Source organism: Pseudomonas medicaginis, from assembly GCF_965119365.1.
GTDB lineage: Bacteria > Pseudomonadota > Gammaproteobacteria > Pseudomonadales > Pseudomonadaceae > Aquipseudomonas.
This window is the reverse complement of record NZ_OZ221631.1, coordinates 1,265,990-1,289,313: the sequence shown is the minus strand read 5'-3', so window position 1 is coordinate 1,289,313 and position 23,324 is coordinate 1,265,990. Positions and strand designations below refer to the sequence as shown.

The 23,324-nt window shown below is 62.5% G+C and carries 21 protein-coding genes; 7 read left to right on the top strand and 14 right to left on the bottom strand.

Annotation, left to right across the window (positions count from 1 at the left end):
• Positions 1-19: 19 nt before the first annotated feature.
• The 5 genes from rng to mreB all read right to left on the bottom strand — a co-directional run bounded on the left by rng (position 20) and on the right by mreB (position 4,976).
• Positions 20-1,477, bottom strand: coding sequence for a ribonuclease G (gene rng, locus ACMTA2_RS05530; protein ID WP_413794045.1), 1,458 nt, complete (start codon positions 1,475-1,477; stop codon positions 20-22).
• A gap of 56 nt (positions 1,478-1,533) precedes the next feature.
• A complete protein-coding gene (locus ACMTA2_RS05525) occupies positions 1,534-2,130 on the bottom strand; it encodes a Maf family protein (RefSeq protein ID WP_413794044.1) in 597 nt (198 codons plus the stop codon).
• 30 nt (positions 2,131-2,160) lie between these two features.
• Positions 2,161-2,649: a rod shape-determining protein MreD gene (gene mreD, locus ACMTA2_RS05520; RefSeq protein ID WP_003197820.1), complete on the bottom strand. Its 489-nt coding sequence runs from the start codon at positions 2,647-2,649 to the stop codon at positions 2,161-2,163.
• Positions 2,646-3,797, bottom strand: a complete 1,152-nt coding sequence (mreC, locus tag ACMTA2_RS05515) for a rod shape-determining protein MreC (protein ID WP_413795596.1) — start codon at positions 3,795-3,797, stop codon at positions 2,646-2,648. Before mreC ends, mreD begins: the two co-directional genes overlap by 4 nt.
• A gap of 141 nt (positions 3,798-3,938) precedes the next feature.
• The gene (gene mreB / locus ACMTA2_RS05510; protein ID WP_002555108.1) at positions 3,939-4,976 is read right to left on the bottom strand and encodes a rod shape-determining protein MreB; all 1,038 of its coding nucleotides are present in this window, start codon (positions 4,974-4,976) and stop codon (positions 3,939-3,941) included.
• A 214-nt stretch (positions 4,977-5,190) separates the two neighbouring features.
• On the opposite strand from mreB, the gene gatC reads away from it, so the two are divergent.
• The 6 genes from gatC to ACMTA2_RS05480 all read left to right on the top strand — a co-directional run bounded on the left by gatC (position 5,191) and on the right by ACMTA2_RS05480 (position 10,418).
• Positions 5,191-5,478 carry an Asp-tRNA(Asn)/Glu-tRNA(Gln) amidotransferase subunit GatC gene (gatC, locus tag ACMTA2_RS05505; protein WP_020297123.1) on the top strand — a complete coding sequence of 96 codons (288 nt, stop codon included), beginning with the start codon at positions 5,191-5,193 and terminating at the stop codon, positions 5,476-5,478.
• Positions 5,479-5,494: 16 nt separating this feature from the next.
• Positions 5,495-6,946, top strand: coding sequence for an Asp-tRNA(Asn)/Glu-tRNA(Gln) amidotransferase subunit GatA (gene gatA, locus ACMTA2_RS05500; RefSeq protein ID WP_413794043.1), 1,452 nt, complete (start codon positions 5,495-5,497; stop codon positions 6,944-6,946).
• 10 nt (positions 6,947-6,956) lie between these two features.
• Entirely contained in the window at positions 6,957-8,402 is a 1,446-nt protein-coding gene (gene gatB / locus ACMTA2_RS05495) for an Asp-tRNA(Asn)/Glu-tRNA(Gln) amidotransferase subunit GatB (RefSeq protein ID WP_413794042.1), read from the top strand.
• Positions 8,403-8,551: 149 nt separating this feature from the next.
• Entirely contained in the window at positions 8,552-8,929 is a 378-nt protein-coding gene (locus ACMTA2_RS05490) for a septal ring lytic transglycosylase RlpA family protein (RefSeq protein ID WP_413794041.1), read from the top strand.
• A 50-nt stretch (positions 8,930-8,979) separates the two neighbouring features.
• Positions 8,980-10,041 carry a calcium/sodium antiporter gene (locus ACMTA2_RS05485; RefSeq protein WP_413795595.1) on the top strand — a complete coding sequence of 354 codons (1,062 nt, stop codon included), beginning with the start codon at positions 8,980-8,982 and terminating at the stop codon, positions 10,039-10,041.
• Positions 10,038-10,418 (top strand): carboxymuconolactone decarboxylase family protein, encoded by a 381-nt coding sequence (locus ACMTA2_RS05480; RefSeq protein WP_186710669.1) that lies wholly within the window; start codon positions 10,038-10,040, stop codon positions 10,416-10,418. The genes ACMTA2_RS05485 and ACMTA2_RS05480 overlap by 4 nt, the downstream gene beginning before the upstream one ends.
• Positions 10,419-10,553: 135 nt before the next feature.
• On the opposite strand, the gene ACMTA2_RS05475 is transcribed toward ACMTA2_RS05480, so the two are convergent.
• The 5 genes from ACMTA2_RS05475 to kdgD form a co-directional block, all read right to left on the bottom strand.
• Positions 10,554-11,495 carry an AEC family transporter gene (locus ACMTA2_RS05475; RefSeq protein ID WP_413794040.1) on the bottom strand — a complete coding sequence of 314 codons (942 nt, stop codon included), beginning with the start codon at positions 11,493-11,495 and terminating at the stop codon, positions 10,554-10,556.
• A gap of 399 nt (positions 11,496-11,894) precedes the next feature.
• On the bottom strand, positions 11,895-13,448 hold the full coding sequence (gene garD, locus ACMTA2_RS05470) for a galactarate dehydratase (RefSeq protein ID WP_413794039.1): 1,554 nt from the start codon (positions 13,446-13,448) through the stop codon (positions 11,895-11,897).
• A gap of 12 nt (positions 13,449-13,460) precedes the next feature.
• Positions 13,461-14,825 carry an MFS transporter gene (locus tag ACMTA2_RS05465; protein ID WP_413794038.1) on the bottom strand — a complete coding sequence of 455 codons (1,365 nt, stop codon included), beginning with the start codon at positions 14,823-14,825 and terminating at the stop codon, positions 13,461-13,463.
• A gap of 84 nt (positions 14,826-14,909) precedes the next feature.
• The gene (locus tag ACMTA2_RS05460) at positions 14,910-16,355 is read right to left on the bottom strand and encodes an aldehyde dehydrogenase family protein (protein ID WP_413794037.1); all 1,446 of its coding nucleotides are present in this window, start codon (positions 16,353-16,355) and stop codon (positions 14,910-14,912) included.
• Between the two features lie 129 nt (positions 16,356-16,484).
• On the bottom strand, positions 16,485-17,396 hold the full coding sequence (kdgD, locus tag ACMTA2_RS05455; RefSeq protein ID WP_003177964.1) for a 5-dehydro-4-deoxyglucarate dehydratase: 912 nt from the start codon (positions 17,394-17,396) through the stop codon (positions 16,485-16,487).
• 374 nt (positions 17,397-17,770) lie between these two features.
• Here kdgD and ACMTA2_RS05450 point away from each other — a divergent pair, with 374 nt between their 5' ends.
• The gene (locus ACMTA2_RS05450; protein ID WP_413794036.1) at positions 17,771-18,169 is read left to right on the top strand and encodes a hypothetical protein; all 399 of its coding nucleotides are present in this window, start codon (positions 17,771-17,773) and stop codon (positions 18,167-18,169) included.
• A 252-nt stretch (positions 18,170-18,421) separates the two neighbouring features.
• Here ACMTA2_RS05450 and ACMTA2_RS05445 read toward each other — a convergent pair whose 3' ends face one another.
• From ACMTA2_RS05445 to ACMTA2_RS05430, 4 genes are all read right to left on the bottom strand, one after another.
• Entirely contained in the window at positions 18,422-19,168 is a 747-nt protein-coding gene (locus ACMTA2_RS05445; protein WP_413794035.1) for a FadR/GntR family transcriptional regulator, read from the bottom strand.
• A gap of 257 nt (positions 19,169-19,425) precedes the next feature.
• Entirely contained in the window at positions 19,426-21,153 is a 1,728-nt protein-coding gene (locus ACMTA2_RS05440; RefSeq protein WP_413794034.1) for an ABC transporter ATP-binding protein/permease, read from the bottom strand.
• 91 nt (positions 21,154-21,244) lie between these two features.
• Positions 21,245-21,805, bottom strand: a complete 561-nt coding sequence (locus ACMTA2_RS05435; protein ID WP_003177957.1) for a response regulator transcription factor — start codon at positions 21,803-21,805, stop codon at positions 21,245-21,247.
• Positions 21,798-23,060: an ATP-binding protein gene (locus tag ACMTA2_RS05430; protein WP_413794033.1), complete on the bottom strand. Its 1,263-nt coding sequence runs from the start codon at positions 23,058-23,060 to the stop codon at positions 21,798-21,800. The genes ACMTA2_RS05435 and ACMTA2_RS05430 overlap by 8 nt, the downstream gene beginning before the upstream one ends.
• Positions 23,061-23,324: the final 264 nt, after the last annotated feature.

Genomic DNA, 23,324 nt, shown 5'->3' with positions numbered 1-23,324 from the left:
CCGCCGCCTCCCAAGCTCTTCAGAGCAACACCACGTCGTATTGTTCCTGGGAGTACATGGTTTCGACCTGGAAGCGAATCGTGCGTCCGATAAACGCTTCCAGCTCCGCGACATTGCCCGACTCCTCGTCGAGCAGGCGGTCCACGACCTTCTGGTTCGCTAACACTCTATAGCCGGTCGCCTGATAGGCGCGCGCCTCCCGGAGGATTTCCCGGAAGATTTCGTAACACACGGTTTCCGGGGTCTTGAGCTTGCCGCGCCCCTGGCAACTGCTGCACGGCTCGCACAGCACCTGCTCGAGGCTTTCACGGGTGCGCTTGCGGGTCATCTGCACCAGGCCCAGTTCGGTGATCCCGATGATGTTGGTCTTGGCGTGATCGCGTTCGAGTTGTTTTTCCAGGGTCCGCAGCACCTGGCGCTGATGCTCTTCATCTTCCATGTCGATGAAGTCGATGATGATGATCCCGCCCAGGTTGCGCAGGCGCAGTTGCCGGGCAATGGCCGTGGCGGCTTCCAGGTTGGTCTTGAAGATGGTTTCTTCCAGGTTGCGATGCCCGACGAACGCCCCGGTGTTGACGTCGATGGTGCTCATGGCTTCGGCCGGATCGACCACCAGGTAACCGCCGGATTTGAGCGGCACCTTGCGCTCCAAGGCTTTCTGGATTTCGTCCTCGACGCCATACAGGTCGAAAATCGGCCGTTCGCCAGGATAATGCTCGAGACGGTCGGCGATTTCCGGCATCAGTTCGGCCACGAACTGGGTGGTTTTCTGGAAGGTTTCCCGGGAATCGATGCGGATTTTCTCGATCTTGGGACTGACCAGGTCGCGCAAGGTCCGCAGCGCCAACCCCAAGTCTTCGTAAATCACGCTGGGAGTGGCGATGGTCTTGATCTGCTCGGCGATCTGGTCCCAGAGCCTGCGCAGGTAACGAATGTCCATGAGGATCTCATCGGCCCCGGCGCCTTCGGCCGCGGTGCGCAGGATGAACCCGCCGGTTTCCTTGATGCCCTCTTTTTCCACGCAATCGCTGACCACCTGCTTGAGGCGCTCGCGCTCGGCTTCGTCTTCGATCTTCAGGGAAATGCCGACATGGGCGGTGCGCGGCATATACACCAGGTAGCGCGACGGAATCGACAGCTGCGTGGTCAGGCGGGCGCCCTTGGAGCCGATGGGGTCCTTGGTGACCTGCACCACCAGGCTCTGGCCCTCGTGCACCAGCGCGCTGATGCTCTCCACCGCCGGCCCTTCGCGCATGGAAATTTCCGAGGCGTGGATGAACGCGGCGCGGTCCAGGCCGATGTCGACGAATGCCGCCTGCATGCCCGGCAGCACCCGCACCACCTTGCCCTTGTAGATGTTGCCAACGATGCCACGCTTTTGCGTGCGCTCGACGTGGACCTCTTGCAGCACACCGTTTTCAACCACCGCCACGCGCGATTCCATCGGCGTGATGTTGATCAGGATCTCTTCACTCATGGCAGGGTCTCGTTCAGGCATGTTCACGATTATGGCCGCATCAAGTCAGACGGCGCTCAGCGCGCGCTCAAGGTTTGCCAACAGGGTATGCCGAAATGGCCCAGCAGTTCTGCGGTTTCGCACAGCGGCAGGCCGACCACCGCAGAATAGCTGCCCTCCAGCCCGGCGACGAACACCGCACCCAAGCCCTGGATGCCGTAGCCGCCGGCCTTGTCCCGGGGCTCACCGCTGGCCCAGTAGGCCGCCGCTTCCCGTTCGGTGATGGGGCGAAACCGCACCCGGCTGCGGACCACACGGGACTCGCAGCGCTGGCCGTCGAGCACGGCAACCGCGGTCAACACCTCATGGTCGCGACCGGCCAGGTCCAGCAGCATCGAGCATGCGTCGGCCTGGTCCAGGGGTTTGCCGAGAATCCGACCGTCGAGCACCACCGCCGTATCGGCGCCCAACACGCAGCCGTCCACGCCGCCCGGCAAGCTCCGCCGCCCGGCCTCGGCCTTGCCGCGCGCCAGGCGCTCGACATAGGCGGCCGGGGTTTCGTGATCCAGGGGCGTTTCATCGATGTCCGCGCCGATGGCGGTAAAGGGCACGCCGATCTGCGTGAGCAGTTCACGCCGACGCGGCGAGCCTGAGGCGAGGTAAAGCGGTTTCATCAATCCATCTCCCGCTTAAGCCCGACTGAATCAGTTGATCTTGAAACGCAGGCGCAGGCCACGCAAACCGAAGCTGACCCACGGCCAGAGCAAGGCACTGACCAGGGCCGGCAAGACCAGGGCCAGGGTCGGCTGGCGATTGCCGGTCAGCGCGCTGAGCCACAGCTGCACCAGCTGCGCCAGGCCGAAGATCACCAGGATCACCAGGCACTGCTGCCACATCGGGAACATCCGCAGGCGTTGTTGCAGCGACAGCACCAGAAAAGTAATCAGCGTCAGGATCAACGCGTTCTGCCCCAGCAGCGTGCCGTAAAGCACGTCCTCGGCCAGGCCCAGACACCAGGCGGTGACCATGCCCACCTTGTGCGGCAAGGCCAGCGCCCAGAAGGCCAGCAACAGGGCCAGCCACAGGGGGCGCAGGATTTCCATGAACTGCGGCAGCGGCGAAACGCTGAGCAACAGGCCAATGGCGAAGGTCAGCCAGACCATCCAGCCGTTACCGGATTGGGTACTGCTCATTCTTCTCGTGCTCCCCTGGGCGCCGGTGTAGCGGCGGGTGTCGAGGTCGGTGGCCGAGCCGCAGGCCTCGCAGGCTGGGACGCCGGCGCGTGGGTGGCCGGCCTGGCGGGTGTCGCGGCAGGCGTAGCGGGTGCGGTCGGCGGCGTGGTGGCCGGAGCAGTCACCGCCGGCGTTGCCGCTTGAGGCTTGGGCACCGTGGCGGGTGCTGCGGGTGCTGCGGGCGCGGAGGCAGCGGGTGTTGCGGCAGCCGGAGCAGCGGAATCGCCGCCCTGCCGGTCCTGGGCTTCCTGGGCCACGGCGGCGTCGTTGGCGCGTTCTTCGGGCGTGCGGTTGTCACTGAAGACCAGCAACAGGTAGCGACTGCGATTCAGCGCCGCCGTCGGCACCGCGCGAACAATCGCGAACGGCTGGCCGGAGTCATGGATCACTTCCCTGACTGTCGCCACCGGGTACCCGGCCGGGAAGCGCTGGCCAAGGCCGGAGCTGACCAGCAGATCGCCTTCCTTGATGTCGGCGGTATCGGCCACGTGCCGCAGCTCCAGGCGCTCCGGGTTACCGGTGCCGCTGGCGATCGCACGCAGACCGTTGCGGTTAACCTGAACAGGAATGCTGTGGGTGGTGTCGGTGAGCAACAGCACGCGGGCCGTGTAAGGCATCAACTCCACCACCTGGCCCATCAGGCCCCGGGCATCGAGCACCGGCTGGCCGAGGAACACACCGTCGCGCTCGCCCTTGTTGATCAGGATACGGTGGGTGAAAGGGTTGGGGTCCATGCCGATCAACTCGGCCACTTCGACCTTCTCGTTGACCAGCGCAGAGGAATTGAGCAACTCGCGCAACCGCACGTTCTGCTCGGTGAGGGCCGCCAGCTTCTGCATGCGCCCCTGCAACAGCAGGTTCTCGGTCTTGAGTTTTTCGTTTTCGGCGACCAGTTCGGTGCGACTGCCAAACTGGCTGGCCACGCCCTGCCACAAGCGCTGCGGCAGGTCGGTGATCCAATAGGACTCCATCAACACCAGCGACATCTGGCTGCGTACAGGCTTGAGCAGCGTGAAGCGGGCATCGACCACCATCAGCGCGACCGACAGCACGGTCAGCACCAGCAGGCGCACGCCCAATGAGGGGCCTTTGGCGAAAAGCGGTTTAATAGGCCGCTCCTCCCAGGCAAATGTTTTCTTTATTCATACGGCATCAAACCGGCCTGGATACGAATGGCAGAAGATAAACGCCAACGGGCAGCACTGCAAAGTGCTGCCCGAGCGCGAACAACATAGACCACTGCGCCAGACTTATTCGCTGGAGAGCAGGTCCATGGTGTGCTTGTCCATCATTTCCAGTGCACGGCCACCGCCGCGGGCAACGCACGTCAACGGGTCTTCGGCAACGATCACTGGCAGGCCGGTTTCCTGGGCCAGCAGCTTGTCGAGGTCACGCAACAGCGCGCCACCACCGGTCAGCACCAGGCCACGCTCGGCGATGTCCGAGGCCAGCTCCGGCGGCGACTGCTCCAGGGCGCTCTTGACGGCCTGGACGATGGTCGCCAGCGACTCTTGCAGCGCTTCGAGCACTTCGTTGGAATTGAGGGTAAAGGCCCGTGGAACGCCTTCGGCCAGGTTGCGACCGCGCACGTCGACTTCACGCACTTCACCGCCCGGGTAGGCCGTGCCGATTTCCTGCTTGATGCGCTCGGCGGTGGACTCGCCGATCAGGCTGCCGTAGTTGCGGCGCACGTAGGTGATGATCGCTTCGTCGAAACGGTCGCCGCCCACACGCACGGATTCGGCGTAGACCACACCGTTGAGGGAAATCAGCGCGATTTCAGTGGTACCGCCACCGATGTCGACGACCATCGAGCCGCGGGCTTCTTCCACCGGCAGGCCAGCGCCGATGGCAGCGGCCATGGGCTCTTCGATCAGGAACACTTCACGGGCACCGGCACCGAGGGCCGATTCACGGATAGCACGACGCTCTACCTGAGTGGACTTGCATGGAACGCAGATCAGCACACGTGGGCTGGGCTGCAGGAAACTGTTTTCGTGAACCTTGTTGATAAAGTACTGCAGCATCTTTTCGCAGACACTGAAGTCGGCGATCACACCGTCCTTCATGGGGCGAATGGCCGCGATGTTGCCCGGTGTACGGCCCAGCATGCGCTTGGCTTCCGTACCGACAGCCACGACACTTTTCTGGTTACCGTGGGTGCGGATGGCCACGACCGAGGGTTCATTCAGGACGATACCGCGCTCGCGCACGTAAATAAGGGTGTTGGCAGTGCCCAGGTCAATGGAAAGATCGCTGGAAAACATGCCACGCAGTTTCTTGAACATGGGAAAGGGACCCTAGGCAACGCGTGGGTAAAAAAGTGCGGCAAACTCTAACAACGACAGGGATTTTGGGCAAGGCGCCAATATGTTAAATTGGCCGCTTTTCTGTGCACCAAACCCTACAATCGCGGCCGTAAGACCGTAGAACTGCGGTAGTGTTCCGACAATCTAACACACGGACAGACTGCGTCCGTTTTGTTTTCCACTGGAGAATCCCATGGCGCTTGAACGCTCCGACGTGGAAAAAATCGCTCATCTGGCCTGTCTGGGCCTCAATGAAGCCGATCTTCCACACATCACTTCTGCCCTGAACAGCATTCTGGGGCTGGTCGACGAGATGCAGGCGGTCGATACCGACGGTATCGAACCGCTGGCCCACCCACTGGAAGCCAGCCAGCGCCTGCGCGCCGACGTCGTGACCGAGTCCAATCACCGCGAGGCCTACCAGTCCATCGCACCAGCGGTCGAAAACGGCCTGTACCTGGTTCCGAAAGTCATCGACTAAAGGGAAAGAGCCTCTCATGCATCACATGACCCTGGCCGAGATCGCCCGCGGACTCGCCGATAAAAAGTTTTCCTCCGAAGAGCTGACCCAGGTCCTGCTGGCGCGCATCGCCCAGCTCGACCCGCAGCTCAACAGCTTCATCAGCCTCACCGAGGAACTGGCCCTGAACCAGGCCAAGGCCGCTGACGCCCGACGGGCCAACGGTGAAACCGGCGCCCTGCTCGGCGCGCCGATTGCCCACAAGGACTTGTTCTGCACCCAGGGCATCCGCACCAGCTGCGGCTCGAAGATGCTCGACAACTTCAAGGCCCCGTACGATGCCACCGTGGTCGCCAAGCTGGCCGCCGCCGGCACGGTGACCCTGGGCAAGACCAACATGGACGAATTCGCCATGGGCTCGGCCAACGAGTCGAGCTACTACGGCGCAGTGAAGAACCCGTGGAACCTGGAACACGTACCGGGCGGCTCGTCCGGCGGTTCCGCCGCCGCCGTGGCCGCGCGCCTGTTGCCGGCCGCCACCGCCACCGACACCGGTGGCTCGATTCGCCAGCCGGCCGCGTTCACCAACCTCACCGGCCTGAAGCCGACCTACGGTCGCGTCTCGCGCTGGGGCATGATCGCCTACGCCTCCAGCCTCGACCAGGGTGGCCCGCTGGCCCGCACCGCCGAAGACTGCGCGATCCTGCTGCAAGGCATGGCCGGCTTCGACCCGAACGACTCCACCAGCATCGATGAGCCCGTGCCGGACTACAGCGCCAGCCTCAACAGCTCGCTGCAGGGCCTGCGCATCGGTGTGCCGAAGGAGTACTTCAGCGCCGGCCTCGACCCACGCATCGCCGAACGGGTCCATGACAGCGTCAAGGCGCTGGAGAAGCTCGGCGCGGTCATCAAGGAAATCAGCCTGCCGAACATGCAGCACGCGATTCCCGCGTACTACGTGATCGCCCCGGCGGAAGCGTCCTCGAACCTGTCGCGTTTCGACGGTGTGCGCTTCGGCTATCGCTGCGAGAACCCGGAAAACCTGATCGACCTGTACAAGCGCTCCCGTGGCGAAGGCTTCGGTGCCGAAGTGCAGCGCCGGATCATGGTCGGCGCCTACGCGCTGTCCGCCGGTTACTACGATGCCTACTACCTCAAGGCGCAGAAAATCCGCCGCCTGGTGAAGAACGACTTCATGGCCGCCTTCAACGAGGTCGACATCATCCTCGGCCCGACCACGCCGAACCCGGCCTGGAAGCTCGGCGCCAAGAACAGCGACCCGGTCGCCGAGTACCTGGAAGACGTCTACACCATCACCGCCAACCTCGCCGGCTTGCCGGGCCTGTCCATGCCGGCCGGTTTCGTCGATGGCCTGCCAGTGGGCGTGCAGTTGCTCGCGCCGTATTTCCAGGAAGGCCGCCTGTTGAACGTTGCCCACCAGTATCAGTTGAACACTGACTGGCACACCCGCACCCCAACCGGCTTCTGAGGAGAAACACATGCAATGGGAAGTCGTGATCGGGCTGGAGATTCATACCCAGCTCACCACCCGGTCGAAAATCTTTTCCGGTAGCTCGACCACATTCGGGTCCGAGCCCAACACCCAGGCCAGCCTGGTAGACCTGGGCATGCCCGGCGTACTGCCGGTGCTCAACGCCGAAGCAGTGCGCATGGCGGTGATGTTCGGCCTGGCGATCGACGCCGAGATCGGCCAGCACAACGTGTTCGCCCGCAAGAACTACTTCTACCCGGACCTGCCCAAGGGCTACCAGATCAGCCAGATGGAATTGCCGATCGTCGGCAAGGGCCACCTGGACATCGCCCTGGAAGACGGCACGGTCAAGCGCGTCGGCATCACCCGGGCGCACCTGGAAGAAGACGCCGGCAAGAGCCTGCACGAAGAATTCAACGGCGCCACCGGCATCGACCTGAACCGTGCCGGCACGCCGCTGCTGGAAATCGTCTCCGAGCCGGACATGCGCAGCGCCAAGGAAGCCGTGGCCTACGTCAAGGCGATCCACGCGCTGGTGCGCTACCTGGGCATCTGCGACGGCAACATGGCCGAAGGCTCGCTGCGTTGCGACTGCAACGTGTCGATCCGGCCCAAGGGCCAGGTCGAGTTCGGCACCCGCTGCGAGATCAAGAACGTCAACTCGTTCCGCTTCATCGAGAAGGCGATCAACAGCGAGATCCAGCGCCAGATCGAACTGATCGAGGACGGTGGCAAGGTCATCCAGCAGACCCGCCTGTACGACCCGAACAAGGACGAGACCCGTCCGATGCGCAGCAAGGAAGAAGCCAACGACTACCGCTACTTCCCCGACCCGGACCTGCTGCCGGTGGTCATCGAGGACACGTTCCTCAACGACGTGCGCGCCACATTGCCGGAACTGCCGCCGCAGAAACGCGAGCGCTTCCAGGCGCAGTTCGGCCTGTCGAGCTATGACGCCAACGTCCTGGCCACCAGCCGCGAACAGGCCGATTACTTCGAGCAAGTCGTGAGCATCGGCGGCGACGCCAAGCTGGCGGCCAACTGGGTGATGGTCGAGTTGGGCAGCCTGTTGAACAAGCAGGGCCTGGAGATCGATGAGTCGCCGGTCTCGGCCGAGCAACTGGGCGGCATGCTGGTGCGGATCAAGGACAACACCATTTCCGGCAAGATCGCCAAGATGGTGTTCGAAGCCATGGCCAATGGTGAAGGCAGCGCCGACGAGATCATCGAGAAGCGCGGCTTGAAGCAGGTCACCGACACCGGCGCCATTTCCGCCGTGCTCGATGAAATGCTCGCGGCCAACGCCGAGCAGGTCGAACAATACCGCGCGGCAGACGAAGCCAAGCGCGGCAAGATGTTCGGCTTCTTCGTCGGCCAGGCCATGAAAGCCTCCAAGGGCAAGGCCAACCCGCAACAGGTCAACGAACTGCTCAAAAGCAAGCTCGAGGGCTGATGGTCATGGAGCCAGCCTTGCTGTCTGGCTCAATTCCCTGTGGGAGCGAGCTTGCTCGCGATAGCGGCATGACAGTCAACACAGATGTTGAATGTGATGGCCTCTTCGCGAGCAAACTCACTCCCACATTTGGATTTGGAAAACCCTACATGAAGCGTCTCCTCGGCGCCTGCGCCCTGCTGTCCCTGCTGGCCGGTTGCGCCAGCCAGAGCGGGACGGTCGATCCACACGGCTACGACCAGACCGGCATCGCCTCTTATTACGGTGCCAGGCACCATGGCAAGCGCACCGCCAGCGGCGAGCGTTTCGACCAGCACGGCCTGACCGCCGCCCATCGCCAGTTGCCGTTCGGCACCCGGGTGAAAGTGACCAACTTGAAAAACAACGACAGCGTCGTGGTCCGCATCAACGACCGAGGCCCGTATACTCGAGGCCGTTTGATCGACGTGTCCCGCGAAGCCGCCGAGCAACTGGGCATGTTGCGCAGCGGCACCGCCCGGGTGCGCGTGCAAGCCCTCGACGACTGATAGACGGAGCCCCGGCCATTTCCCTACTCACCGCCCTACCGCTGCTCAGCCTGATCGAATTGTTCGGCGCCCTGCTGCTGTTGATCGGTGGCGCCGAACTGCTGGTTCGCGCCGCCGTGGGCCTGGCGGCACGCTTGCAGGTACGGCCGCTGATCATCGGCCTGACCGTCGTCGCGTTCGGCAGCAGCGCACCACAAATGGCCGTCAGCCTGCAGGCGACCCTGGCGCAGAACGCCGACATCGCGGTAGGCAGCGTGATCGGCAGCAGCATCTTCAACATTCTCGTCACCCTCGGGCTGTCGGCACTGATCATTCCGTTGCGCGTCTCGCGCCAACTGGTGCGCCTGGACATCCCGCTGATGATCGGCGCCAGCCTGCTGGTGTTCGTGCTGGCCTGGAATGAAGAACTGACCCGGTTGGACGGCATCTGGCTGCTGGTGGCCCTGGCGGTGTACCTCGGGCTGTTGCTGCGTCAGTCTCGGCATTCGGCGCGACCGCACCCGGTGGGGGGCGATGTGGCCCACCTGTCCTGGGTCAAGAGTGTGCTGATGATTGCGTCGGGCCTGGCAATGCTGGTTTTCGCCGGGCACCTGTTGCTGGGTGCGGCCGTGGAAGTGGCAACAGACCTTGGGCTCTCGGAGCGCATCATTGGCCTGACCATCGTCGCCGTCAGCACGTCACTGCCGGAACTTGCCACTTCGCTGATCGCCGCCCTGCGGGGCCAACGGGACATTGCGGTGGGCAACGTGATCGGCAGCAACCTGTTCAACCTGCTGGGGGTGCTGGGCGTGACCGCCCTGGCCGCGCCCACGCCCCTGTCGGTCTCGCCGAACGCCCTGGATTTCGACCTGCCGGTGATGCTCGGCGTGGCGGTGCTGTGCCTGCCGGTGTTCTATTCCGGTTATCGCGTCACCCGCGCCGAAGGCCTGTTGTTCCTGGGCTTGTACCTGGCCTACGGGCTGCATGTGGTGTCGTTCACCACCGGCATGCCCCTGGCGGGCCAATTGGAACGGCTGATGCTGTTCTATGTGCTGCCGGCCCTGCTCGCGTTTTTGCTGTTCACCTCCCTGCGCGCCTGGCGCCGCCAACACCACAAGAGGGATTTGCCATGACCGACACTCCTAAGACCGGCCTGGACATGCGTCGCCAGGTCATGGGCGACGCGTTCGTCGACCGCGCCCTGGGCAACGCCACCGACTTCACACAGCCCTTGCAGGACTTCGTCAACGAACATGCCTGGGGCAGCGTCTGGAGTCGCGAAGGCCTGCCGCTGAAGACCCGCAGCCTGATCACCCTCGCCGCCCTCACCGCCCTCAAATGCCCGCAGGAACTCAAAGGCCACGTGCGCGGGGCCTTGAACAACGGCTGTACGGTGGAGGAGATTCGCGAGGCATTGCTGCATTGCGCGGTGTATGCGGGAGTGCCGGCGGCAATCGATGCGTTTCGGGCGGCGCAGGAAGTGATCGATAGCTATCAGAAACCTGAGTGACCGTTAAATCGCTATCGCGAGCAAGCTCGCTCCCACAGTTGACCGGCGCTGAACACAAAATGTGTGTACGCCACGAACCTCCTGTGGGAGCGAGCTTGCTCGCGATTGGACCTCCAGAACACCGCAAGCCCAAACCTAGATCCACCCACCCCACTGCAACACAAAAATCCCCAGGTTGGTGGTAATCGCCGCCATCAGCGTGGTGATGACGATGATCGCCGCCGCCAGTTCATGGTTGCCATCGGCCGCGCGGGCCATGACGTAACTGGCGGCGGCGGTGGGGCTGCCGAAGTACAGGAACAGGATCCCCAGTTCCGCCCCGCGAAAGCCCCAGAGCCACGCACCGAGGGTCGCTACCAGCGGCAGCCCGACCATCTTCGCCAGGCTTGAACTCAGAGCCATCTTGCCGCTCTTGCGCAAGGCCGCCAGCGACAGCGTGCCGCCGATGCAGATCAACGCCAGGGGCAAGGTCATTTGCGACAGGTACTTGGCCGAGGTCTCGAACCAGTTCGGCAGGCCGATCTGCCAATAGGCGAACGGCGCGGCGACGATCACGCTGATGATCAGCGGATTGCTGATCACGCTTTTGCAGATGCTCCACGGATCGGACTTGATCACCGGGCTGTAGACCGCCAGCACGATGGTCGACAAGGTGTTGTAGAACAGGATCACCAGCGCCGCGAGAATCGCCCCCAGGGAAATCCCGTAGTCGCCATACATGCTCGCTGCCAACGCCAGGCCGATGACCCCATTGTTGCCGCGAAACGCACCTTGGGTGTAGATGCCGCGATCCTCCCGCGGGCAGCGCCAGATCGCCCAGCCCCAGGCCATGGCGAAACTTGCCAGGGTGGCGACGGAAAAATAGATCAGCAGGTCGGGCTGCAACGCCGCATGCAGGTCGGCATGGAGGATGCCGAGGAACAACAGTGCCGGCATGGTGACGTTGAACACCAGGGACGAGGCGATGTGGATGAAGTTGTCGTTGATCCAGCCGACACGCTTGAGCAACGCCCCCAGAAACAGCATGGCAAACACCGGCGCGGTGACGTTCAGGGTTTCGAGGAAAATTGCCAGCATGCCGGTGGACCTTGAGAAAGGGGCGTCGTTAGGTGGCTAATGATAAGCCACTAATGCCACAGGCGTCTGGTAGACCGCTTTCGCGAGCAAGCTCGCTCCCACATCGGATCTGTGGCGATCACAACATCCGCATTCACCCCAAATCTCCTGTGGGAGCGGGCTTGCTCGCGAAGGCGTCGGCTCATCCAACATCAATGCAAGCTGAACCACCGCTTTCGCGAGCAAGCTCGCTCCCACATTGGATCTGTGGCGATCACAACATCCGCATTCACCCCAAATTCCCTGTGGGAGCGAGCTTGCTCGCGAAGACGTCGGCTCATCCAACATCAATGCAAGCTGCACTGCCGCCTTCGCGAGCAAGCCCGCTCCCACGCTGGATCTCCAGCGTTCACGAAGTCATCACGTAATCGGCGCTGGGTTGAACAAGGTGATGTCGTTGTACAGTTTATGCCGCTCGGCCCAGGTCTGTTTCTTGCCGCTGGCCACGTCCAGGTAGTAGTGGAACAGCTCCCAGCCCAGTTCCTCGATCGAGGCACGACCGGTGGCGATGCGCCCGGCGTCGATGTCGATCAGGTCCGGCCAGCGCTGGGCCAGTTCGGTGCGGGTCGAGACCTTCACCACCGGGGCCATGGCCAAGCCGTAAGGCGTGCCCCGACCGGTAGTGAACACGTGAAGGTTCATCCCCGCCGCCAATTGCAGCGTGCCGCAGACAAAATCACTGGCCGGTGTGGCGCAGAAGATCAGGCCCTTCTGCTTGAAGCGCTCGCCCGGACCCAGCACGCCGTTGATCGCGCTGCTGCCGGACTTGACGATCGAGCCCAGGGACTTTTCAACGATGTTCGACAGCCCGCCCTTCTTGTTGCCTGGCGTGGTGTTGGCACTGCGATCGGCCTCGCCCTTGGCCAGGTAACGGTCGTACCAGTCCATCTCCCGCACCAGTTCCTGGGCGACTTCCTGGGTTTGTGCCCGGGAGGTCAGCAGATAGATCGCATCGCGCACTTCGGTGACTTCGGAGAACATCACCGTCGCCCCCGCCCGCAGCAACAGGTCCGAGGCGTAGCCCAGGGCCGGGTTGGCGGTGATGCCGGAAAACGCATCGCTACCGCCGCACTGCATGCCCAGGATCAACTCCGAGGCCGGCACGGTTTCACGGCGACGTTGGTCGAGTTTCTTCAGGCGGGTCTCGGCCAGCTCCATGATCTGCTCGATCATTTCAGTGAAACCGTGACTGGAGTCCTGCAAGCGATACAACCACGGTTCACTGAGGTCCACCGAACTGTCGCCTTCATGCATCACCTGCCCGGCCTGCAATTTCTCGCAGCCCAGGCTGATCACCAGTGCCTCGCCCCCCAGGTTCGGGTTGCGCGCCAGATTGCGCACGGTGCGGATCGGGATGTAGGCGTCGGTAGCGGTGATCGCTACGCCACAGCCATAGCTGTGGGTCAGCGCCACCACGTCATCGACGTTGGGGTACCTGGGCAGCAGCTCGTCCTTGATGCGCTTGACCGCATGGTCCAGCACCCCGGTCACGCACTGCACCGTGGTGGTGATGCCCAGGATATTGCGCGTACCGACAGTGCCGTCGGCGTTGCGATACCCCTCGAAGGTGTAGCCCTCCAGCGGCGCATCGGCCACCGGCACGTCGGTGGACAGCGGCAGGCTGTCCAGCGGCGGCGCGGTGGGCATGCGCAGCTGGTCTTCCTTGACCCAACTGCCACGCGGGATCGGTTGCAGCGCGTAGCCGATGACCTGGCCATAGCGAATCACCTGGCCCCCCTCGGGAATGTCCACCAGGGTGACCTTGTGACTCTGCGGTACGAAGTCGACGGTGACCAGGCCGTCCGGGAACTCGGTCCCGGCCGGTACGCCTTGGTCATTGACGACGATCACCACGTTGTCCCGCTCATTCAGGCGGATGTAACGGGGCGAATCAGCATGTTCAATCAGTTGCATGGACGCCGCTCCTCAGGATTTGGCTTCAGACAGGCTGGAGAGGTCGGCATCCCTGGCCGTTGGTTCCTTGAGTACCACACGCTTGATCGGCCCGACGATGACCAGGTAGCTGAACACTGCCATCAGCGCGTTGCAACCAACGAACACCAGCGCCCACTTGAACGAGCCGGTGGAGCTGATGATGTAGCCGATGACGATTGGCGTGGTGATCGACGCCAGGTTGCCGAAGGTGTTGAACAGGCCGCCGCTCAAGCCGGCGATCTGTTTTGGCGACGTGTCGGACACCACGGCCCAGCCCAGCGCGCCGACACCTTTACCGAAGAAGGCCAGGGCCATGAAGCCCACCACCATCCATTCGATGTCGACGTAGTTGCACGCCACGATGCTGCTGGACACCAGCAGGCCCGCGATAATCGGCGCCTTGCGGGCGAACGTCAACGAATGGCCCTTGCGCAACAGGTAATCGGAAATCACCCCACCCAGCACGCCGCCGATGAAACCGCAGATCGCCGGCAAGGACGCAATGAAGCCGGCCTTGAGGATGGTCATGCCGCGTTCCTGCACCAGGTACACCGGGAACCAGGTCAGGAAGAAGTAGGTGATGCCGTTGATGCAATACTGGCCCAGGTACACGCCGAGCATCATGCGGTTGGTCAGCAGTTGGCGGATGTAATCCCACTTCGGACCGTCGGCTTTCTTTTCCTTGCCCTTGTCCTGGTCCATATCGACCATCGCGCCGTTGGCGGCGATGTGGTTGAACTCGGCCTCGTTGATCATCGGGTGTTGACGCGGGCTGTAGATCACTTTCAACCAGGCCAGCGAGAACACGATGCCGACCACGCCCATCACAATGAACACGTGCTGCCAACCGAAGCGGTAGACGATCCAACCCATCAGTGGTGCGAACAACACCGTGGCGAAATACTGCGCCGAGTTGAAGATCGCCGAGGCGGTGCCGCGCTCTGCGGTGGGAAACCAGGCGGCAACGATACGCGCGTTGCCCGGGAAGGATGGCGCTTCGGCCAGCCCGACCAGAAAGCGCAGCATGAACAGCGCAACCACGGCCGTCGACATACCGAACTCACCGACATAACCCTGCAGCACGGTGAACAACGACCAGGTAAAAATGCTCAGGGCATAGACTTTTTTCGAGCCGAAACGGTCGAGCAGCCAGCCACCGGGAATCTGCCCGGCTACGTAGGCCCAACCAAAAGCGGAGAAGATATAACCGAGGGTGACGGCGTCAATGCCGAGGTCTTTCTGCAGGCTGGAGCCCGCGATGGCGATAGTTGCGCGGTCGGCATAGTTGATCGTCGTCACCAGAAACAGCATGAGCAGGATCAAATAGCGGACGCGGGTCGGCTTGGTCTCTTGCATGTAATCTACTTCCACTATTTATTTTTATACGGGAAATCAATTTGTGCGGTCGGCGCCGTACCCGGCGCCGACCGGTGTTGCGTATTACGAACCGATGTAGGAGGTCTTCACCACGGTGTAGAACTCTTGCGCATAGCGACCTTGCTCACGCGACCCATAGGATGAACCTTTGCGCCCGCCGAACGGCACGTGGTAATCCACGCCGGCGGTCGGCAGGTTGACCATCACCATGCCTGCCTGGGAATGGCGCTTGAAGTGGTTGGCATACTTCAGCGAGGTGGTGGCGATACCGGCCGACAGGCCGAACTCGGTGTCGTTGGCCATCGCCAGCGCCGCCTCGTAGTCGGCCACGCGCACGACGTTGGCCACGGGGCCGAAGATCTCTTCGCGGCTGATGCGCATCGAGGCTTCGCTGTCGGCGAACAGGGTGGGCGCCAGGAAATAACCTTCGGTGTCGCACGTCACCAGACCGCCACCGCTGACCAGCCGCGCACCTTCGCTCTGGCCGATGTCGATGTATTTCATGTCCTGGCTGAGCTGGGCTTCGGAAACCACCGGACCGATATCGGTGCCGGCCTTCAACGCATGGCCGACCTTGATCGACTGCATGCGCTCGGCCATGGCCTCGACGAACTTGTCGTGGATGCCGGCGGTGACGATCAGGCGACTGGAGGCCGTGCAACGCTGGCCGGTGGAGTAGAACGCGCTCTGCACCGCCAGTTCGACGGCCTGCTTGAGGTCGGCGTCGTCGAGGATGATCTGCGGGTTCTTGCCGCCCATCTCCAGTTGCACCTTGGCCTGGCGCGACACGCAGTTGACGGCGATCTGCCGGCCCACGCCCACGGAACCGGTAAAGCTGATGCCGTCGACTTTCGGGCTGTTGACCAGGATGTCGCCGACCACGCGGCCGCTGCCCATCACCAGGTTGAACGCACCGGCCGGGAAACCGGCGCGGGAAATGATCTCGGCCAGGGCCCAGGCACAACCCGGCACCAGCTCGGCGGGCTTGATCACCACGCAGTTGCCGTAGGCCAGGGCCGGGGCGATTTTCCATGCGGGAATGGCGATCGGGAAGTTCCACGGGGTGATCAGGCCGACCACGCCCAGGGCTTCGCGAGTCACTTCAACGTTGACGCCCGGGCGCACCGACGGCACGTAGTCGCCCGACAGGCGCAGGCATTCACCGGCGAAGAATTTAAAGATATTACCGGCGCGGGTTACTTCACCGATGGCTTCGGGCAGGGTCTTGCCCTCTTCCCGGGCCAACAATTGGCCGAGTTCTTCACGGCGGGCGAGGATTTCGGTGCCGACTTTGTCCAGCGCATCATGACGGGCCTGGATGCCTGAAGTCGACCAGGCCGGGAAAGCGGCGCGGGCGGCTTCGATGGCGGCATTGACTTGCGCTGCGTCAGCCTTGGCGTATTCACCGATGACATCGGACAGGTCAGACGGGTTGATGTTGGTGCAATAGTCGGCACCGGCCACCCACTGACCGTTGATGTAGTTATCGAAACGCTTTGAATCTGCCACGGAGCTACTCCTTCTACAAAAGCTGTCTAGGAACGCAGAGCGTCCCTGGCTGCACTCCCACGCGGAACCTGGGAGCGGACACACCTTACGCAAAAAGCCGCTGATTGCTCAGCGGCCTCGTCGGGTCTGTTACTGCTTGCCTTGCTTGTCGATCAGCGCGGCCAGGGCTTCGTATTCTTCTGGCAGCAGGTCGGTCAGCGGCGTGCGCACAGGGCCCGCATCATAGCCAACGATCTTCGCGCCAGCCTTGACGATACTCACCGCGTAACCGGCCTTGCGATTGCGGATGTCCAGGTAAGGCAGGAAGAAATCGTCAATGATCTTGCCGACGGTCTCGTGATCGTCGCGGGCAATGGCGTGGTAGAAATCCATCGCGGTTTTCGGGATGAAGTTGAACACCGCCGAGGAGTAGACCGGCACGCCCAGGGCCTTGTAGGCAGCGGCGTAGACTTCAGCGGTCGGCAGGCCGCCCAGGTAGCTGAAGCGATCGCCGAGGCGACGACGGATCGACACCATCAGTTCGATGTCGCCCAGGCCATCCTTGTAGCCGATCAGGTTCGGGCAGCGCTCGGCCAGTTGCTCCAGCAAAGTGGCGTTCAGGCGGCAGACGTTGCGGTTGTACACCACTACGCCGATCTTCACCGATTTGCACACCGCTTCAACGTGAGCGGCAACGCCGTCCTGGCTGGCTTCGGTCAGGTAGTGCGGCAGCAGCAACAGGCCCTTGGCGCCCAGGCGCTCGGCTTCTTGAGCGTACTCGATGGCCTGGCGAGTGGCACCGCCGACACCGGCAAGGATTGGCACGCTGGTGGCGCAGGTATCGACGGCGGTCTTGATGACTTGCGAATACTCGCTAGCGGCCAGGGAGAAGAATTCACCGGTACCGCCCGCTGCGAACAACGCAGAGGCGCCATACGGGGCCAGCCACTCGAGGCGCTTGATGTAGCTGTCGCGATTGAAATCGCCTTGGGCAGTGAAATCGGTGACCGGGAACGACAGCAGGCCAGACGAGAGGATGGACTTCAGTTCTTGTGGATTCATTATTCGAACACCCTGGACGCAAATGATGTGTGTTGTTGGAAACGGTTCAGCTTCATGTGAAGTTGTAGGTCATCGTACAACTTAAAATATGAACGTCAACTGCATTTCGTCTTTTGTCGGCGGGCGGGCCCGGGGGGTTTGGCGCAAAGCCTTTAAAATCGAGGCCTTCAGCGACATTGAAAGACGAATGAAACTTGCCGGCCAGCAGCGGGACCGTTCATCGCCACTGTCAACTCTGCCAGTAGGCACCGTCACGGCATGGGGGGCATAACCCACGTGTGACCGTGCCATGCCCGGTCGTAGTCCTTTTCTTAAATCTTTTAAGTGAGTCGCCCGTACGCGACGATCAAGGCTGCCTCACGGGGAATGACATCATGGAAAAGTCGTATGCAGAACCGACGCTCAAGGATTTTCCAACCGACCCGGCCACTGGGGAGGCAACGGTCAGCCTTTCGAAGGCGGGCAAGGCGTTGACCGTCCAGATCCCGGACTCGAACATCTCACCCTACTCCTCCGTCCGCCTGAGCCTGGGCGCGGCCTCGAAACCGCCGGAATGGACGGGCAACCTTGAACCCATGATGATCGACAAGACGCCTGAAACGCACCCCGATGACTTCGAGGTGGCGGAACTGCGCAAAGGCGTGACCCTGACGGCACCCGGCGACACGCTGAAAACATTCAGCGGCCGGTCGGTTGAGCTGCGCTACACCTTTACCTACGAGAGCGGTGGGACCGATACGTCCAAGCCACTGAAAGTGCGGGTCAAGCCGTAGGATGTTTGAGCAATGCCTGCGAAAACAGGCACACAAGTGGTTCGAAACCAAGCATCGCCCCTGTGGCGAGGGGATTTATCCCCGCTGGGTTGCGCAGCAGCCCTGGGATCCAGGGGGCGCTACGTGGCCAGCGGGGATAAATCCCCTCGCCACAGGTTTCGTATCCGGCCTTGGATACCAGGCCAGAAACTGCCAGCCCAAGCCGAATGTTGTCTACCTGAGATCGGGTTCGAATCATATGGCGAAGGAGCTTCAACCCTGCGCCTGTGCCTCTTCATGGGCCTGGCGCAGCCTTTCGCGGCTGTTGGTCAGGTGCAAGCGCATGGCCGCACGGGCCGCGTCGGAGTCCTGGCGGGCGATGGCCTCGTAGATTTCCTCGTGCTCGCGGCTCAGGCGATCCATGTAATGCTGGTGGTCGTCGTGGGCCAGGCGCGCCGAGTTCAGCCGGGTGCGCGGGATAATGCTGGTGCCCAGGTGGGTCATGATGTCGGTGAAGTAGCGGTTACCGGTGGACAGGGCAATTTCCAGATGGAAGGCGAAGTCCGAGGCCACCGCGTCGCTGGCGTGGGCGGCGCTCTCTTTCAAGGCGTCGAGGGCCGCGCGCATCGCCGCCAGTTGTTCATCGCTGCGGCGCTGCGCCGCCAGCCCGGCGGATTCCACTTCCAGGCTGATGCGCAACTCCAGGATCGCCAGCACGTCGCGCAACGTGACCACCGTGGCCGGGTCGATGCGAAAACCGCTCGGGCTGGGCGTGTCCAGCACGAAGGTGCCGATGCCATGGCGGGTTTCCACCTGCCCGGCCGCCTGTAACCGGGAAATCGCCTCGCGCACCACGGTGCGGCTGACGCCATGGGCTTCCATGATCGCCGACTCGGTGGGCAATTTATCACCGCGCTTGAGCAGACCGTCGCGAATCTGCTCGGTCAGCACCGTCACCAGCTCCTGCGCCAGGCTGCGGCGCTTGCGGGGAAGGCGTGGTACGTCGATCGGGTTTTCCATTGTGTCTGTGTCTCGGCAAGCGGCTGAATGCGCATCATGATAGCGCAACGTGGTTGTACGATCACCGTGCTCCCTGGCGGTCTTGGCAAAGTTTGCCGCCATGCACCGTTGTGGCGAGGGGATTTATCCCCGCTGGGCTGCGGAGCAGCCCTCTTGATCTACCAGCAGATCAATATCGTTGACCTTTGATTTTGAAGGGGCGCTTCGCACCCAACGGGGATAAATCCCCTCGCCACAACGGTGTTTGGCAATGACAATCAGGCGACTACAGCTTGCTCCACCAAGTGGCCATTTTCGATACGCACATGTCGCGGATGGAAACGTTTCAAGCTGCTGCGATGGCCAACGCTGACAATACTCAAGCCCGGCAACTGGTCGATCAACGCCTGGTACAGGGTCGCCTCGTCCTCTTCATCCATCGCCGACGTGGCTTCGTCCATGTACAACCATTGTGGTGCATAAAGCAATGCGCGGGCGAACGCCAGGCGTTGCTGCTCGCCGGGCGAGAGCATGCGCTGCCAGTGGTTGCTCTCATCCAGCCGCGGGATCAGGTGCGGCAGGCGGCAGGTTTCCAGCACCTGGGCATAACGTTCGTTGGGATAGATATCGCCGGCCTGTGGATAACTCAATACCTCACGCAGGCTGCCAATTGGTAGATAAGGCTTCTGCGGCAGGAACAGGTAACGAGCGGCCGGAAGCTGGATCGTCCCGTGCCCCGCTGGCCACAAATGCCCCATCGCCCGCAGCAGGGTCGATTTACCACTGCCCGAACGGCCACTGAGCATCACCCGCTCGCCCGGTTCCACGGTCATGTCGGCGTTATCGAGCAGATGGCGACCGTCGGCCAGATCCAACCCCAAGTGATGAACCTTCAACCCATCGCCCTGGTTTTGTACGTCAATGGCCGGCACACGGTCTTCGTTGTCGCTCATGGCCTGGCGGAAACTCAGCAGACGATCACAGGTGGCGCGCCACGCGGCGAGGTCGGCATAGGCGCTGATGAACCAGCTGAAGTTCTCCTGCACATTGCCGAACGCCGAGTTGATCTGCATGAGCTCGCCCAGCTGGATCTTGCCGGCGAAGTAGCGCGGCGCGGCGACGATGAAGGGAAAGATGATCGCGATCTGGCCATAGCCGGAGGTGAAGAACGTCAAGCGCTTGGACACCCGCATGATGTCCCAGAAGTTATGCCACACCAGGCCGAAACGTCCGCTCAGGCGGCGGTTCTCGTTCGGTTCGCCGTTGTACAGCGCAATGCTTTCGGCGTTTTCACGCACCCGGACCATGGAGAAACGCAGGTCGGCTTCGAAGCGTTGCTGGTTGTTGTTCAGCCCGATCAGGCGTCGGCCGATCAGGTGCGTCAGCCAACTGCCCACCGCCGCATACACCAGCGCAGCCCAGAACATGTAGCCGGGAATCGTGTAGCCGAACACTTCGATGCTGCCGGACACGCCCCACAGGATGATCGAGAACGACACCAGGCTGACCACCGTGCGCAGCAGTCCCAGCCCCAGGCTCAAGGTATTGCTGGTGAAGCTGTTGAGGTCTTCGGAAATCCGCTGGTCCGGGTTATCGGTGTAGCCGCCCTGCTCCAATCGGTAGTAATTCTTGTTGCTCAGCCAGCGGGCGAAGTGTTGCTCGGTGAGCCAGGCCCGCCAGCGGATGGTGAGCATCTGCGTGAGGTACAAGCGATAGACGGCGCCGAGGATCGCCACCGCCGCGATGCCGCAGAAATACAGGATCAACCGCCAGAATGCCGCGCTGTCCTTCTCTTGCAGGGCGTTGTAGAAATCCTTGTACCAACTGTTGATCCACACCGAGATAGCCACACTGAACAGCGACAGCGCGATGACGGCGATCAACAACGTCCAGGCCTTGCCCTTCTCCTCACTGCGCCAGTATGGCGTGGTCATTTGCCAGACACGGCGGAAAAACTGGCCGCGCACCGCGTCATTGACCGCGGAATATTCAGCGTTCTGATTCATGGTTAAGGCTCGATAGGGAAAGAACTCGGGCCGATCATAAAGCAACGGCCCGATGTGTCGCGAGGGTGGACTGCATTCGTTCAGCGCAGGTTCAGCGACGCACGGGACGCTTTTGCAATTTGCGCTGCAAGGTCCGCCGGTGCATGCCCAAGGCGCGGGCGGTGGCGGAGATATTGCCTTCGTGCTCGGTCAGCACCCGTTGGATATGCTCCCATTGCAGGCGATCCACCGACATGGGGTTTTCCGGCACCAAGGTGTCGAGGTCGGCGTGCTCGGACAACAGCGCCGCCAGTACATCATCGGCGTCCGCCGGTTTGCACAGGTAATTGCAGGCGCCGCGCTTGATGGCCTCGACCGCGGTGGCGATGCTCGAATAACCGGTGAGGATCACCACGCGCATCTCCGGGTCCAGCTCCAGCAACTTGGGCAACAGCACCAGCCCTGAGTCGCCGTCCATCTTCAGGTCCAGGGCGGCGTAGTCCGGCAGGTCGGCCTGGGCGATGGTCAGGCCCTCTTCGGCAGACCCCGCGGTGCTGACGCGAAAACCGCGACGGGACATGGCCCGGGCCATGACGCGGGTGAAGGTGGCGTCGTCGTCCACCAGCAGCAGGTGCGGCAGTTCTTCGCCGTCGACTTGGATCTCGTCACTCATATTCGTCTCCTCGGTCGGCATGGGGCAGGCGCAGCTCGGTGAGCGTGCCGCCTTCCTCATGAGGGTAGAGTTTCACCGAGCCGCCGGCGCGTGTCACGCTGGCTTTGCTCAAGAACAGGCCCAGGCCGAAACCTTTGCCCTTGGTGGTATAGAACGGCTTGCCGATCTGCTCGGCAATCGCCAGCGGCACACCGGCGCCGTGATCGCGAATGCTGATGGTCAATTCATAAGCGTTCCAATCCAACGCCACTTCCAGGTTGTCGGGGCAGGCATCGGCGGCATTGTTCAGCAGGTTCAACAACGCCTGGGTCAGGTCCGGCGGCGGTGCCATGCGCGGCACCACGCCCTTGCCCAGGCACTGGAAGCGATAACTGGCTTCCGGACGCATCAGGTGCCAGCGGTTCAGGGCATCGTCGAGCCAGAAGGTGACCGCCTGCATGTCGATGTCCAGCCGGCGATTGGCCTCGGCGGCGCGCACCAGGTATTGCAGGGTTTCCTTGCACAGTTTGACCTGGTCCTGCAGCACGCTCAGATCGTCCTGCAGCGCCGGATCGTGATGGTCCTGGCGCATCTCCTTGAGCAGCACGCTCATGGTCGCCAACGGTGTGCCCAATTCATGGGCGGCGCCTGCGGCCTGCGTCGCCACGGCCAGCAATTGCTCGTCCCGCAAGCCCTCTTCGCGGCGGATGGCCCGCAGTTCTTCCTGGCGGCGCAGCTCCTCGGCCATGCGCGCGGCAAAAAACGTGATGACCGCCGCGGCCAGGGCGAAACTCAGCCACATGCCGTAGATCTGCAGATTCTCCCGGGCGATCGGGAAGGTTTCCAGTGGGTAGAAGCGCGCCAGCAACAAGGTGTACAGCGCCAGGGCGATACCGGACAGGATCAGCGAATACCGCCAGGGCAAGGTCACCGCGGCGATGGTCAGCGGCACCAGGTAATAGGAGACGAAGGGGTTGGTGGAACCACCGGAGAAATACAGCAGCGCGCTGTGGATAAACAGGTCGCCTGCCAGCTGCACGGCATATTCCAGCTCGGTCACCGGCCACGAGGCACGCAGGCGAATCGCCGTCAGCGCGCAGAGCACGCTGGAACAGACGAGGGTGATCGCCAGTTGCAGCCACGGCAGCGGTAGCAGGTCAAACCAATAGGCGAGCCCTACGGAACCGGCCTGGGCCGCGAGGACCAGGATGCGGATGAACGTCAGGCGCCAAAGGTTCTGGCGAGAGGCGGAAGTCATTTGCAAAGGGGCGAGCATGAGCTCTCCTGATGAGCGCTCCAGGCGAATCGCATGGAGTATAACCAAGGCGCGGGTTGCAGCGGCAGCTATGCGGCAAAGCGCCACAGCCTCTGAGTGTGTGGCGAGGGGATTTATCCCCGTTGGGCTGCGAAGCAGACCTAAAACCAGACATCGCGCCCTATCAGATGAACTGCGTTGCTGCCTTTGGGGTTGCTGCGCAACCCAGCGGGGATAAATCCCCTCGCCACAGGGATCTTCATTGGCCTTATGCATCTGTATAGA